This is a genomic window from Xenorhabdus sp. PB61.4 (assembly GCF_963894935.1).
Classification (GTDB): Bacteria; Pseudomonadota; Gammaproteobacteria; order Enterobacterales; family Enterobacteriaceae; genus Xenorhabdus; species Xenorhabdus stockiae.
Genome location: NZ_CAWQJR010000164.1, coordinates 1 through 14,613, shown reverse-complemented (window position 1 = coordinate 14,613; position 14,613 = coordinate 1). Strand labels below are relative to the sequence as shown.

The window sequence follows — 14,613 nt, the reverse complement described above, 5'->3', positions numbered from 1 at the left end:
TATTTATCGAGAGTAAAATATACTACGGTATGTTGTATAATAAGTAATGATAAACATAGGGAAAGTTATAATTAATCCTAAAAGTAGAGGTAACGCAGATATAAAAATGACAATCCCCATTAATAAGAAAAATAGAAACCCCCCGGCTAAATTTTTCTTTACAGCATTCAGGCTCATTAATAATGCCTCACTAAATTTCACATTATTAATGATAATTAACGCCGGAGCGAAGTAAGTTAGGGGCTGTGGATGTTTTGTGAGGGGAATTGGAACGGCATGATGATCTGGTATCCTTGTTTTCGCCAAAAAACCGTTACCTTGAGAACATCATGCCAAGAACTATGTTACCAGCTCCTTTGTGGAATAAGCTATTTTTATTCATGCAACAAAATGAGCTTATCTACAATAAAGAGGAACACCGACTGACTTTCGAAGGCATTCTTTACCGGATGAGAACGGGTACATCAATATGCTAAAGATGATGAGATAGATGAATGCAATCAGTATCCACCTTGATGGTTTTCCTTTGAACATTCTCCATGCATCACCGATCCACGTCATTGCAGCACCAGCTCCTACGGACTGCGCTTCACGAATAAAAACCTCTTTTTCTTGGGGAGGTGGAGTATTTTTATTCTCAGGATTTAAATTAATATCTTGATTATCCATTCTTTTCACTTAACTTGATTAAATGACAATCTATAAATTATAGCCGGAGAAAAGTATTATGCCATGAAACGAAATATTATCTGGCGTGGTTGCGTTAATATAACCGATCCATATTAGTTTCTTGTAATAATTCGATTTAATTTTTAAATCATTAGATGAGATTAATCTTATTTTGGTGCTTATTTTAAAATGGAAATATATGTCGAAAAATATTTCATACGCTTCAATTACGATGTATTAGTAGACTCTTCCAGCCATGTGCTAATAGTTTTTACTAAATTAATAGGCTGTTCAAGTGGTAGCATGTGGCCGGCATTCTCGATAATACGTAATGTGGATTTTGGAAATTCACGTTGCAACGATTGTGCTTCTACCAGCGTTCTTAGTTCATCACAGGCTGAAGCGATGATTAATACGGGGTAATTACGAGGGCTAGATAAATAGGTTGGATTATCGCGTTGCAGCTTTAACTGGTTGATAAATACATCTGGCCCTAGCCGTAGGCTCATCGCGCGGATGAGTTCAATAAGATACTGATTATTTTTATTATTGACATGAAGCGATGTCCGAATGGTAGTTAGGCTGAGTCCGTCAAAGAACCCATTTTTCACTATTTCTGCCGTGCGGAATTTTATTGCTTTCTGATTATCGCTGTCTGGAAAATTTGAAGTAGCAATGAGCACTAAGGCTTCAATCCTTTCTGGTACTAGACTGGCAATCCAGCGAGCAACGTATCCTCCTAAAGAAAACCCCACTAAAACAAATCGGTCTGGTGACATGGCGATATTATGAAGGGCAATTTCTCGAAGATTTTTCCCCAGAGAAATGTCACCATAGACGATATTACCCAACGCAGATAATGCAGGTTCCATTTCCTGCCATAATTTTTTATCAGTCATAAATCCCGGAATTAAAAATAGATTCACTCTTTCTCCTTGCAAACAATTATAAGCTCCGATAATCCTGCTCTGAAAAGAAGTTTATCAGGGTGACTGGATAGCTCTACTCAATCAACGCTTCATAAGAAAATACTGTGGAAGAATCAGACCCTGAGCGATCTGCACGGGTCTGGATAATTTCTTATTGTAGAAGGCCGTATGGAGCACTTAAGGTCTAACCGCAGTAACCTCGATCTCAACGCGCCACGCCGGATTGCCTAATTTTGCCACCTGAACAGTGGTGCGAGCCGGTAGATTAATAGAGTTTTTCTCATTGAAAAATTGAGAGTACCCTGCCATAAATCCTTGAAAATCCATATCTCCGTTGGTCTCTTCACCACCGACCAAGAATACCTGCATCTTGACAACATCTTTCATTCCCAGACTAAGTTCCCCAAGGTGAGTCTGGATCTGCTTCAGGACATTAACGGTCTGCACCTCTGTGTTGCCATACGAGTCAAGTACACTGTCTGGCGCATCTTTCTTTATTTTAGTCGGCACTTTTCCACTAAGGAAAATGATATTTTTACTGTTACTGATTTCCACTGACTCCGAGATCGGCATACCTTCCAGTTTGTGGTAACGAACACTTTCAGCATGTGCGATCCCCCAGATAAAAGGAAGGCATAACAGCATGTTTTTATAACGCATAATACTTTTTCCTTATGAATTGAATCGTGAAAGACTGAACGGAGTCGGATCAATGATCGGTGTCTTACCTGTCAGAATATCGGCTGTAACTTCAGAGGAGGCAGGCCCTTCAGACATCCCCCAAATTGTTGCTGTATTAATGACAAGTCCAGGATATTTTTCTACTTCCGAAATAATAGGAAGTTTGTCAGCCGTTGGGCTGACAACAGCTCCCCATCGTTCTACGATTTCAGAGTTTTTGAACACCGGAAATTCAGCTTTCATACGCTCAAATACATCATCCAAATGCTCATTGTTTTGTGTTGCCGTCGCAACGCGATGTGTTTCAAATGGTGTAACTTCATTCATATCCCATTGAGTCGCTATATTGAATGAGTTAAACAAATCTTCTCCTAGTTTGAATTTCAGTGGCAAACCACCTCTACTCAAAAGGTGAGAAAATTGAGATCCCAATAGGAAACTGTCTTTCACAATCGAACTGGTGAAAATGCGGGGCGCAACGGCGTAGGTTCCATCAGCCTGCTCGCGGAAGTGAACACCATTTGGCAGATGAACATTACCGCGAGGAGCTCCCGAGGCACCAGAAACGCGTTGTTGTGACAAATAAATATTCAGTGTTGGGATATCAATGCCGAGATTTCCCATGAAAAGGCGTGACCAGATACCACCAGCCAGAACAACAGATGATGTTTTAACGGAACCTTTTTCAGTTACGACACCGGATACTTTACCACCAGCAGTTTCGATACCGCGTACCGCGCAGTGAGTGAATATTTTTACCCCGATTTTTTTGGCATACTGAGCCAGAATCGGTACCCCGATTTCCGGATCGACACTCCCTGAATCCTCTTCGAATCCAGCGATTTTCCATGGTGTTTTTGCATTCGCTAGTCGTTTAGTTAATTCATTACCTCCAATAATTCGTGTATTCAAAGGCGTGCCAAAACCAGCTGATTCTCGTGCGGATATAATCCAGTCAATAGAACGAGCTAAGTCCTCTTCACTTGAAGGAACTTCGACACGGCCCTGCGTTCGATAACTGGTATCTGCGCCAATCTTTTCATTCATTCCCCGCCATAGCTTTTTGCTGTAGTGATGCAATGGGAAAATTTCGGGAGAGTTTTTGTAGCTAATAACCTGACTGTAAGCACGGCCTGATTGTTCGCCCGCGATGGCCCCTTTTTCAAACAGAGCAACGCTCATTCCTCTTTCCGTCAGATTGATCGCCGTCAGAACGCCTTGAATACCACCACCAATAATCACAGCATCAGCTTCTTTCGGTAATTCCCCGCCAGTGCCATCTACGGGTAATGCTCTGGATTTAGTGACGATAAATTTACCGTCCCGACGAACCATTGGAACTAAAGCTGAGGCTCCGCTAGCCAAGACACCAGCAGCACCAACTCCTAACAGCAACTTTCTTCGAGAGATTTGCATATTTACCTCGACTGCCCTTGAAAAAGGGCGTTAAGCAACACACTAAAACCCCAATCATTGTTCTGAAAGAGAGCGCTGACTTCAGTCCACACAAAGAAAATCAAGTCGTTGCTGAACTCGCCAACAAAACGCTTGATCCTTTGTTCGTACCTCGCCAAACCACGGAAGGAAAATCACGGAAGGAAAAACTACAGCGAAGAATACCCAATACGCGCCCTGTGTCATTACGAAAAGAATCCCTGAATAATATTGATGAAGAGCACGTCATCTTCCACCACAAACCTATTCTATTTATTAACTATATTCTCTGATCTGCATTCGTCAACGCAGAATAATGTTTGAATTTTATGAAAAAGAGGGTTTAGTACCAAACCTGTGACAAGACCACGGTTTCTAAATGAGTTTTTTATCGAGTGAGAATGCGGATAACCATATTAATAAACTGACCATAAGGTGGACGTAGCAGATCTGTCAGTGACGGATTGTATTTGCGCAAAATAGGCATGGCCTTGGAAAAGGTTTTAAATCCTTCATAACCATGATATTGCCCCATACCGCTTGGGCCTATGCCACCAAAGGGTAAGCCTGTACATGCAAATTGATATAGCGTGTCATTGATGCAGATACTACCTGCGACGATGTGCGATAAAGCCGCCTCAATGTACTTGTTATTTCGGCTAAAACAATAAAAGGCTAATGGGCGCTCATGGCTTGCAATATAGTGGATTGCTTCATCATAAGAACGGTAGGTTTTGACTGGTATCAGGGGGCCAAAAATTTCTTCTTGCATAATGGCGCTGTCATCGTCTGGGTTCAGAACTAGCGTAGGTGTGAAAATACGTTGTTTCAGTGCTTGTTCTTGAGCAGTGAGAGGCATTAGTGGAATGGTTTGGTGACCACGAGTGATGGCATCTTCAAGTAATTTGATAAGACGCTGATACTGGTTGTCATTGATAATACTTGTATAGTCTGGAAAGTTATTTGGTTGGGGATAGCGTTTTGATACTTGTTCCTTAATCTCTGCGATAAACGGCTCAATGACGTTTTCCGGCAATAAAATGTAATCTGGCGCTATACAGGTTTGTCCTGAATTGAACAGTTTGCCCGTTATAATGCGGGCCACCGCTTTTTTCAGATAGGCATCGGGAGCAATCAGTGCCGGAGATTTTCCGCCAAGCTCCAGCGTAACAGGGGTAAGATTTTGTGCGGCAGCAGCCATGACTTTTTTACCATTTGTCTTAGAACCCGTGAACAACAGGTGATCAAAGGGAAGGGCAGAAAAATCGGCTGCAATATCTGCTCCACCTTGTGCGATACTGACGCGATTTTCAGGAAAAATTTTGCTGAGTAGTTTTTCTAAATAGGCATTGGTGTGCGGTGTATGCTCTGAAGGCTTGATAAAAACATGATTACCTGCGGCAATCGCGGCTATTAATGGTATGAGAGTCAAATTCATCGGATAGTTCCACGGTGCCATGATACCAACAACGCCAAGTGGTACATGGCGTATTTCAGCCTTTGCCGGCCATAATTGCCATCCAGCCTTGTATCTTTGAGGTTTAGCCCACTTTTTAAGAGAGCGCAGACAAAGATCAATTTCATTCAACACAATTACTGCTTCTGCCATTATGCTCTCATGCCTAGAACGGTGGCCGAAATCACAAGAAATCGCTTCCGTCATTTCATTCAGGCTGGCTTTAAAATTTTTGCGGAGGCATATCAAATCCTCTAGGCGTTGTTTCTCATCAGGTCGATTTTGTTCCCATGCCTGACGCAGGACATTAAATTGAGTGTTGATTAGTTTTGTCATTGATCTCGCCTTATCACTGAGCGGCTAAAACACCATTGAGCGATATAATAAGTGCTGAGTACCAAAAAGGGGCTTAATGGCGTTTCAAAGTAAAAACGACCATAAGCGAGCAGGCTATCACTGATAGCAAAAAAGATGCCGCCAATCGCCGCTGTATTCGCTGCATGTTGTGCTAAAGGTATCGGATTTTTAAATGGATAGACAATAGCTCTATTAACCGCCACTCCAGCCATGAAAGCCAAAATCGTAGCATAAATAGCAACAGGAACTCTCATACCGTTAGGCAGATTATTCAACAGCCCGATAAATATTAATAATGCGATTATTATAAATATGATAAAGATCGCCAATATAATGAAAACCGTACGAATAATTATAAATTTTGAATGAAAAGAGTGATTTTTAATATCAGAAATAGAAATACTGTCGCAACATAGAGCATAAATGTAAGCGCAATGAGTGAGTAGAAAACAAAATAGGCCAGCCAAAAAATAGTCTTGCGGTAACATTAAAAAAAAGTCACCAGCTGCGGCAAATGTAAGCCCGAAAGCAATAGCGTTGCGGTAACGTCTTGAAACAGGTGTGCGGATTAGCAGAATCCAAAGTACTAACAGTGCCGTAGCAGTGGGCTTAGTTAGGTAATGGAGCCAAATCCATGATGGATTTACAGATTTACTAAGTAAAACACTTGCTATAGCGCTGGCTGAAAGAAGCGTATAAAGTAAACCTATTCTGTTAAAAACACCATGTCGAGGAGTGCAATGATTTGATAACATATGCCTCACCCCACTGTTTCTTTCTTATTTACAGTATCAGAAAAACTGTTACCTGCAACTAACAATTAATTTTGGCTATCTCAGATGACATATGAATATGCTCAGGATATCTCATAGGATGTAGATAATTCCACCGTCACCCAATGTCTGAAAGCATCAAAAACGGCGGATTGCAAGGCATCTTCACTACCCGCGAAATGAGCCAGAAATTGTACGTAACCGCGTACAATAGCCTTTTCGCCGGGAGAAATCGTGCCGCCGACTGGCTCCCAGTATTCAAAACCGAGATTCAGCAGGGCAAAGTATTTACGGTGGAAACGGGGATTGCGGGATTTTTTTAAATCAGCCTACAATACATCGCCGCATTTGATTTTCGAATGCAGGTATTCTCTGGCCGCTGGAGTAACTGGTCGTAGGGTGTTGTCGGAAATTTTGATAAAACTATGCTGCGCCATTCTTGTTCCCTTAAGGTAATGGCACAACAGCGTAAGTTTAGGTTCGGATGTTGAGGCCGATGGTATTATTTTAGCGAGTTACAATCCATTATGCTACCGACTATTTTTTGTTTCGTTCATCAACGAACTGATTAAATATGACTTCTATATCTGGGTAATACCACTGATAAACCCCATAATAAGGATCGTGCCTCAGCAACCTGTCCTGCTCTTCTTGAGAATAATCTCTACCATCACCAAATTTATCAATAAAATTACGGGTCATATTATACTCTGGACGAAAGTACGTCGTTGGATACATTCTCGTTCCCCCTAACGCACCTTTTACTGGCATATCAAGATGATTAGCTAATTCTTGAGCAAGATTACTTTTTCCAGAGTTACAGCCCACTATCCTAACACTTTGAATATTTTCTCCTTTTTTCTTAAGTTCGGTTAATAATGCCGTGATCGTTTCGCAAAAATCACGCAAATTCATTCCAGGATTATAATTATTCGAACACGCTCCCGAAAATAATATGTCTCCCGACATTGAGGAAGCTGAGTGCCCTACAATATTGAGCCTGACTCTAAATTTAGGGTTGCTTGGTAAATCTAAAAAATAATGAAATCGCTTCTCCTGATGAAAGCTCAATACAACTGTTTTTTGCATCAATACATCATGAGGCATTAGCCTAATATTGGTAATTGTATGCCGATACTGTCCCATATCTCCCTCCTACATTAAATTCAACTTTTAATATACGGGCCAGATACAATCTGCAAATGCAACGATATGCAGAAATAACACTTTATGACATTAATTTCAGTTCATGCCAGCCTCCTGCTGGTGTTGACGTTGGGGTGCCTTACGTTCTGTCGGAGATTTAGCCAAGGTGTGGCGTCCTGAGCTTTGTAAACCGAGTTCTGGGTACGGATCAATCCACCAACATTAAATGTGTGAATATTCTCAACGGTGATGTAATGATTTCAGCGCCATCTAAATGCAGATATCAATCGTAATCGTGTAGTGATGCGATTGATTTTTTATCGTTATTTATCATTGTGTTGTGTTGACTTCAGCTTCTTGGTTTTTTCTACTTATTAAAATATACATTTGAAAAAGTAAGGTTTGAACAATAAAATGGTGTGGGTCATTAACCCCACTTTTTACGTAGAGCAATCAATAAATATTGGGATCAGGAAGCAGTTATGCACAATGAAGATGAAAAAAATGCAGAGAAACAATCATTGATTGTGCTTTCCAGTGAGCAAAAAAATCAGGGAATGGGCATGTCAATATCGGTACCTGGTAATCAGGTATATGACAATCCGGCTATTGCCTATCTTGTCAGTTTGGGATCAAAACGAAGCCGACAGACAATGAAATCATTCCTTAATATTGTGGCAAAAATGTTGGGGTATCAGAATGTACGGGATTGCTTATGGAGTGATTTGCGGCGACATCATATACAGGCAGTGATGGAAATGCTCTCTGATTCAGGAAAAGCTCCAGCAACAATTAATACTTATCTTTCAGCTCTGAAAGGTGTTGCTTTAGAAGCATGGACAATGAAACAACTTGATACCGATAGTTTTCAGCACATCAAACAAGTACGGTCTGTCAGGGGAAATCGTTTACCGAAAGGGCGGGCGCTTGAGCGACATGAAATTAAAAATTTATTTTATGCCTGTGAAGATGATATCAGTACAAAAGGTTTACGTGATGCAGCCATTATTGGCATTTTGGTGGGGTGCGGTCTGCGCCGATCAGAAATTGTTTCATTAGATATGAAAAGTATTATTTATCGCGAACAGGCATTAAGAGTAATGGGAAAAGGTAATAAAGAGCGTTTATCTTATATGCCGGAGGGAACATGGAGACGATTAAATCGTTGGATAGATGAAGTTCGCGGTGATCATGCCGGTCCATTATTTACCCGTATCCGGCGCCATGATGATGTGACAGATAGTCGTCTCTCAGATCAGGCTATTTATCATATATTGGAAAATCGCAGAGTTGAAAGCGGGATAGAAAAATTTGCTCCGCATGATCTACGCAGAACTTTTGCTTCAGCCATGCTGGATAATGGCGAAGATATTGTCACAGTCAAAGATGCGATGGGGCACTCAAGTATCACAACAACTCAAAAATATGATCGACGTGGAGATGAGCGTTTGAAAAATGCAGCCAGAAATCTGAATTTCTGACGAGTTATATCAGCCAGACGAACATAATATTTAACAGGGACTAATTTCCCGCCGCAAGCGGCGGGGTTGTCTATTATTCATCCACATTAATCGGGCAAACAAAACCTTCGGGTTTAATTGCCAACAAATCACATTTCAATCGGCCAATCACATGTTCGGCAGTATTACCAAGAAATGCGGCAGATAAACCGGTACGGCCAAGAATACCTAAAACGACCACACCTGCATTGAGTTCATCACAAATTTCGGGAATGACATTTTCCGGTAAACCTTCCTGAACGTGAGTTTGCTCTTCACTAATACAAAATTTTTGTCTTAGCTCTTTCATTGCGACCAAATGCTGACCACGTAATGCTCGGTTATATACATTGGGATCAAAATCAGGGAGTTCTGTTGCGATGTTCAAAGGAGCCGCAGGGTAGGCGCTGACCAGATGAATCCGAGGTTCTTTCACAATTCTGTTGGCAAGATCCTGTGTTTCATTAACTAACTTCAGATTAAGTTCATTATGATAGGATTCTTCATTTGATAAATTGACGGCAACAACAGCAGAACCTTTCTCCGGCCATATCTGATCTTTTACCATCCAGACAGGGCAAGGGCATTTACGCAACAAATGCCAGTCAAGCGGCGTAAAGATTATCGATTCCAGCAGGGAATGTTGATGTGCCATCTTTAATAACAAATCATGCTTCCCGGAGATAACTTCCTGAATAATCGCTTCATAGAAACGATTATGCCAGACTACCTTGATTTCAATATCAATCCCGGATTCAAGATAGTAGTGCGCCTGTTGTTTTATCCAGGCGATCCGTTGACCAATAACACCTTTACGCATAGCGTTTCTTTCTTCAGGAGAAAGTAACGTGGTCATATCGTATGAAAGATCATAAATGGGTAAGAAAGCTTTAATCCGGCCACCATTACGTTGCACGATATATACCGCGCGTCTTAACGCTGGCTGATCATCCTGATTCGGATCAATTGCAACTAAGAGGTTTTGATAGTTTGCCATATTAATCCCTCGCAGAGGCTGGATGTAATTTTTGTACGGAAGATAAACTATAGACAACTATAACAGGGGATAGGGTAGCCAGATCAGTAAAATATAGTGATCTGGCTTAAATTTTGAAACAACGCTATGTTACATTTGTATGGGCTTTGCCTGCCAGTTCAGTCAATTTTTCCATATTTTCGACAGCGATATACTTACCTTTAACGCTTAAAATACCATTTTTCTGGAATCGTCCAAGCAGGCGGCTGATTGTTTCAACGGTCAAACCGAGATAATTACCGATATCACCGCGGGTCATGGTCAGACGGAATTCACGGGGAGAAAAACCGCGTTGGGCAAAACGACGGGATAAATTATAAACAAACGCTGCCAGTCTTTCTTCTGCGTTCTTTTTGGATAGCAAAAGGATCATTTCCTGATCACCTTTGATTTCACCACTCATCAAACGCATCATCTGTTGGCGAAGATTTGGCATTTTTCCGGAAAGATCATCCAGTGTCTCAAACGGGATTTCACATACCATTGAAGTTTCCAGAGCCTGAGCAAAGCTGGGGTGTTCAGTATTTATAATGGCATCGAACCCGACTAAATCACCAGCAAGATGAAAGCCTGTGATCTGCTCGTCACCTTCTTCGGTGATAGTGTAACTTTTAATAGTCCCAGAACGGATAGCGTAAAGCGATTTTAGTGCATCACCAGCTTTAAAAAGCGTTTGCCCTTTTTGGATTGGTTTTTTACGCTCAATAATATTATCAAGCTGATCGAGTTCATGTTCGTTTAAAGTGAAAGGAATGCATAGTTGGTTAATACTGCAATCCTGACAGTGGATTGCACAACCACCTGATTGAATTCGCCTGATAATACGTTTTTCCGGGACCATAGGAAGCGCTCGTTAGAAATTATTGATGCCTGTCAATTTAACATATTTCGGTTGCTCTGATAAGAGCTTGCTTTTTATGTTAATTACTCCCAGTTATTATTGAAGAAGAAAAAAATGAAATTTTGCTGCGATTCATGCATAACTTGCGTAAAATCTTGCATACTCGATATAACATTTCAATTAAACTTAAATTACATTAATAATATATACCCTTGGTCTTTCAAGTCGCTATTTTGTTGGATGAACTCAATCAAATTGCTGACTATGCACCCGGAACACGCTTTTTTAGCCGCGATGCATCTTGAAATCCATTGAGTATAATACGTTGTAATAGCGGTGGTTTTACAAATAAATGGATGGATTAGCATGAGTGAATGGCTGTTGATTGCATTTACAATGATAGTGCAAAGTTCTATTGGTCTGGTATTGATGAGTGCACTTTATACTCATTTTTTTAATCGCAAAGCAGGGACAGGGCAGAAACCAGAAGCTGTACTTGTTCGCAGAATTTTAGTCATCAGCAGTATTCTAGCCGGAATAGGGCTGCTCTCTTCTTTGGATATCATAGGATACCCATTCAGCGTATATCAGTTATTACAATTACATAACATAATGCAGGAGTGGATAAATACAGAAACAGCACTGGCTGCTATCTATTTTATTACTCTGAGTTTATATACGCTTTTTGTCCTGCTTACCAAGCAGAGCCATGCATATATTATGGCGGGAATTAGCGTTATTGGATTAGTTGATATTCACTACATGGTTAATATTTACTCTAATAGTGACATAATTACCTGGACAAATGTTAACACTTATTTTCTGTTTTATGGTGCAGTCTTTACTCTGGGGCCGGCACTGTCATTATCACTTATTGGTCAGTCTGGCAGGCAGTTCATGCGGGAAAAAATTCCGACTAAATTGCTCATGGCAGCACTAATCATTGTCTTTATCAGTGTGACAACGCGCTTAATTGAACAGCCAGCATACATGGGTTGGTTAGTAGAAGCAGTCACTGATGGTGAAACTGAAAATATCATTTTTCCCCACCAACCCGAAATTAACCTGAAAAGCGCATTTGGCTTCAGGATGATAACTTGGTGTTTATATATTCTTGCCATGACGATATGGGCCTATACATTGTGGAAAAGCAGAAATAAAACACTCATTCGCACAAGTTGTCCCATCTTATCAGGAACAATGATCATGCTGGTGGCTGAAATAATTAACCAATATATCTTCTTTGCAATGAGTAACGTCTAATTATTACTCAGTTAATGAGTGCATACCCTCCATTTATTCCATTCTGCACAATAAAAAATGTAACACCAATACTTATTTTTATGTGCAGAAATACACCTTTTATCCATAAAGTCATATAAGTAGATAATTTCAGCTACTGATCTCTTTTTTCATTCATTTCTTTGTGCCCGTGCACAAATTCAAAGTATTTGTTAATTTCTTATTAAAGTTTTCGATCGTATGTTTTATATCTGTATCCGTAGTTTGATTCATATAATGAATGGTTAATAAATAACAAAAAATAATAATCAGTGAGGATATTGTAATTATGCCTAAGCTATTTAATCCTAACTTAAATATTGATGCTCTGTTTTTAGGTCCAAAGTCAGAAAATGCTGTGTTCTTCAAAGAAATGATAGATTATGCAGTCAGTGAACACATGCACTGGCGTTCGGGCTTTCATCCTGAAGACGCGGCATTAGTAACATCTGTTGATCGCTATGAGCATAACTACAGAGAAACACTGTATCGAACTGAAGGGATACTTAATCAGTTGTCAGCAAAACTAAAAAATTCCTCTATCCCTTTCTTTTCTCCCCGTTACCTTGGTCATATCAACGCTGATACTCTGATGGTTTCTAACCTCGCTTATGTCATGGCGATGATGTACAACCCGAATAATTGTTCTTATGAAGTATCACCAACAACCACTGAACTTGAGATCGAATCAGGTTTAGATCTCTGCCGCATGTTTGGCTACGATCCACAACGAGCTTGGGGGCACATTACTTCAGGCGGTACAGTAGCAAACTACGAAGGCCTTTGGGTTGCCAGGAATTTGAAAACACTGCCTTTTGCTATTTCTCAACATCCTGAAACTAAAAATTTGCTCAGTCACAAATCCCCAAAACAGTTAATGAATATGCCCACAACAGAAGTGCTTGATTTAATCAGTGAGTTAAAAGAACAGGGAATATTTAATGAAATCCGTGATCTGACGTGTCGTGGTTCAGGAGTTAAACCAGAAGTTATAGGTAAGCTACTTGTTCCACAATCGAAACATTATTCCTGGGTCAAAGCAGCGGATATCTTCGGTATCGGTCAGGAGAATATTATTCCTCTACCTGTGAATGCAGAGTATCAGACTGATGTTGCCAAAATGCGCGAAATTACACTTTCCCTTATTGAGAAAGGAGAAGCCATTTTAGCTATGATTGCAATGGTAGGGACAACAGAAGTCGGAGCTATTGATTGTATTGATGAAGTCATTGCATTAAGAAAAGAGTGTGAAGAACATTATGGCGCATCATTTTATATTCACGTTGATGCTGCCTATGCCGGATATGCCTGCTCTTTGCTACTGGATGAGCAGGGGAAATTTATGGAATATGATGAGTTGGTTAAGAAGCATCAGGAACTTGGTTTGACTCCTGAAAATATTATTTGGCCTAAACCGGCAGTCTACCAGAGTTTCAAGGCATTGAAACATGTTGATTCTATTACAGTTGATCCCCATAAAATGGGTTTCATCCAATATTCTGCCGGGGCTATCTGTATGAAGGACAAAAGAATTCTTGATTTAATTTCCTCTCGTGCAGCTTATGTTTTTCAGGATAGTTCCCCTCAAAGCGATTCATTAATCAATAACTTCTCAAACAATAATAAGAATATATTAGGCTCTTCCATTATGGAAGGCTCGAAATCAGGGGCGACGGCCGCTGCATTATGGGCAGCTCATAGGTTATTGCCTCTAAATATCAGTGGATATGGCAAAGTCATAGCCGCAGGGATCGTCACAGCAAATTGGTTATTAAATCATATAAAGAATATGCAACCGATAAAGGTTGGAAAATACCAATTTGAAATACATATCATGCCATCTCCTGATTTTCATATGATTAACTTTTCTTTTAAGGAAATCGGAAATGATAGCCTGCTGAATCACAATGCTCTCAATAAACGGCTCTATGAACTCTGTTCATATTCCACCGAGCGTGCTTATACCAACGACTTCATCACATCATCGACAATGTTGGGTTATAAAGATTATGGAGATACTCCCCGGCATTATGCTGAACAATGTGGTTTTAGCCAGAGCGAATGGGAAAAAATACATCATATATATGTATTACGGGCAGCAGTAATGACACATTGTTTACGTGATCAAGAACACTTCGAAGAATATTGGGAGCAATTAAAATCCATTTTTGTGAAAAAATTAATTCAGCTTGTTGATGAACAAGAAAAATCATTATATCAAAAATCAGATTTCAACATTTCATTTCTTAGCTGATACGAGAAGAGAATATACCCAGTAAAATTTCAAGTTGTATCTCAGAAGTAAGGACACTGCAAACTCAGTTGACCCGGTCAAAGCCGGGTCCTCCATGAAAGGATATGTGAGCAGAGCCAACAAAAGGGCAATCTGAGAGCGAAGAGGACCTTGTTTAGTATTTTGTGTAATCGCCATTTTCGTTTAAACGTGACCGTCTAAACGGTCACCAAATTCAATCATAAAACGACTCATCGCAAGACGCCAATCTTGGATAG

Annotated in this window: 13 protein-coding genes and 2 pseudogenes; 5 read left to right on the top strand and 10 right to left on the bottom strand. The window is 40.3% G+C overall.

Annotation, left to right across the window (positions count from 1 at the left end):
- Positions 1-329 precede the first annotated feature (329 nt).
- Positions 330-461 (top strand): annotated as a pseudogene (locus AACX68_RS12010) (IS5/IS1182 family transposase); the annotation flags it as partial.
- Here AACX68_RS12010 and AACX68_RS12005 read toward each other — a convergent pair.
- The 4 genes from AACX68_RS12005 to AACX68_RS11990 form a co-directional block, all read right to left on the bottom strand.
- On the bottom strand, positions 397-669 hold the full coding sequence (locus AACX68_RS12005; protein ID WP_228859289.1) for a hypothetical protein: 273 nt from the start codon (positions 667-669) through the stop codon (positions 397-399). The pseudogene AACX68_RS12010 and the gene AACX68_RS12005 overlap by 65 nt on opposite strands.
- A gap of 227 nt (positions 670-896) precedes the next feature.
- Complete coding sequence (locus AACX68_RS12000; protein WP_228859282.1) at positions 897-1,595, bottom strand: alpha/beta fold hydrolase; 699 nt, start codon at positions 1,593-1,595, stop codon at positions 897-899.
- A 180-nt stretch (positions 1,596-1,775) separates the two neighbouring features.
- Positions 1,776-2,258, bottom strand: coding sequence for a RidA family protein (locus AACX68_RS11995; RefSeq protein WP_228859281.1), 483 nt, complete (start codon positions 2,256-2,258; stop codon positions 1,776-1,778).
- Positions 2,259-2,270: 12 nt separating this feature from the next.
- Complete coding sequence (locus AACX68_RS11990; protein WP_228859280.1) at positions 2,271-3,695, bottom strand: NAD(P)/FAD-dependent oxidoreductase; 1,425 nt, start codon at positions 3,693-3,695, stop codon at positions 2,271-2,273.
- Positions 3,696-3,712: 17 nt separating this feature from the next.
- Here AACX68_RS11990 and AACX68_RS11985 point away from each other — a divergent pair, with 17 nt between their 5' ends.
- On the top strand, positions 3,713-4,006 hold the full coding sequence (locus AACX68_RS11985; RefSeq protein WP_228859279.1) for a hypothetical protein: 294 nt from the start codon (positions 3,713-3,715) through the stop codon (positions 4,004-4,006).
- Positions 4,007-4,101: 95 nt separating this feature from the next.
- Here the strand turns inward: AACX68_RS11985 and AACX68_RS11980 are convergent, their stop codons facing one another.
- The 4 genes and pseudogenes from AACX68_RS11980 to AACX68_RS11965 all read right to left on the bottom strand — a co-directional run bounded on the left by AACX68_RS11980 (position 4,102) and on the right by AACX68_RS11965 (position 7,445).
- Positions 4,102-5,505: a coniferyl aldehyde dehydrogenase gene (locus AACX68_RS11980; RefSeq protein WP_228859278.1), complete on the bottom strand. Its 1,404-nt coding sequence runs from the start codon at positions 5,503-5,505 to the stop codon at positions 4,102-4,104.
- Entirely contained in the window at positions 5,502-6,281 is a 780-nt protein-coding gene (locus AACX68_RS11975; RefSeq protein ID WP_228859277.1) for a lysoplasmalogenase, read from the bottom strand. Before AACX68_RS11975 ends, AACX68_RS11980 begins: the two co-directional genes overlap by 4 nt.
- A 128-nt stretch (positions 6,282-6,409) precedes the next feature.
- Positions 6,410-6,736 (bottom strand): annotated as a pseudogene (locus AACX68_RS11970) (DUF1367 family protein); the annotation flags it as partial.
- Positions 6,737-6,836: 100 nt separating this feature from the next.
- Positions 6,837-7,445 carry a hypothetical protein gene (locus AACX68_RS11965; protein ID WP_228859276.1) on the bottom strand — a complete coding sequence of 203 codons (609 nt, stop codon included), beginning with the start codon at positions 7,443-7,445 and terminating at the stop codon, positions 6,837-6,839.
- A 563-nt stretch (positions 7,446-8,008) separates the two neighbouring features.
- Between AACX68_RS11965 and AACX68_RS11960 the strand changes: the two genes are divergently transcribed.
- On the top strand, positions 8,009-8,926 hold the full coding sequence (locus AACX68_RS11960; protein ID WP_370630293.1) for a tyrosine-type recombinase/integrase: 918 nt from the start codon (positions 8,009-8,011) through the stop codon (positions 8,924-8,926).
- Between the two features lie 73 nt (positions 8,927-8,999).
- Here the strand turns inward: AACX68_RS11960 and uspE are convergent, their stop codons facing one another.
- Positions 9,000-9,941 carry a universal stress protein UspE gene (gene uspE, locus AACX68_RS11955; RefSeq protein WP_228859275.1) on the bottom strand — a complete coding sequence of 314 codons (942 nt, stop codon included), beginning with the start codon at positions 9,939-9,941 and terminating at the stop codon, positions 9,000-9,002.
- A 124-nt stretch (positions 9,942-10,065) separates the two neighbouring features.
- Positions 10,066-10,821 carry an FNR family transcription factor gene (locus tag AACX68_RS11950; RefSeq protein WP_099111633.1) on the bottom strand — a complete coding sequence of 252 codons (756 nt, stop codon included), beginning with the start codon at positions 10,819-10,821 and terminating at the stop codon, positions 10,066-10,068.
- A gap of 366 nt (positions 10,822-11,187) precedes the next feature.
- On the opposite strand from AACX68_RS11950, the gene AACX68_RS11945 reads away from it, so the two are divergent.
- Together AACX68_RS11945 and AACX68_RS11940 are read left to right on the top strand one after the other, a co-directional pair.
- Positions 11,188-12,084 (top strand): dimethyl sulfoxide reductase anchor subunit family protein, encoded by an 897-nt coding sequence (locus tag AACX68_RS11945; RefSeq protein WP_228859274.1) that lies wholly within the window; start codon positions 11,188-11,190, stop codon positions 12,082-12,084.
- Positions 12,085-12,391: 307 nt separating this feature from the next.
- Positions 12,392-14,356, top strand: a complete 1,965-nt coding sequence (locus AACX68_RS11940; protein WP_228859273.1) for a pyridoxal phosphate-dependent decarboxylase family protein — start codon at positions 12,392-12,394, stop codon at positions 14,354-14,356.
- Positions 14,357-14,613 lie beyond the last annotated feature (257 nt).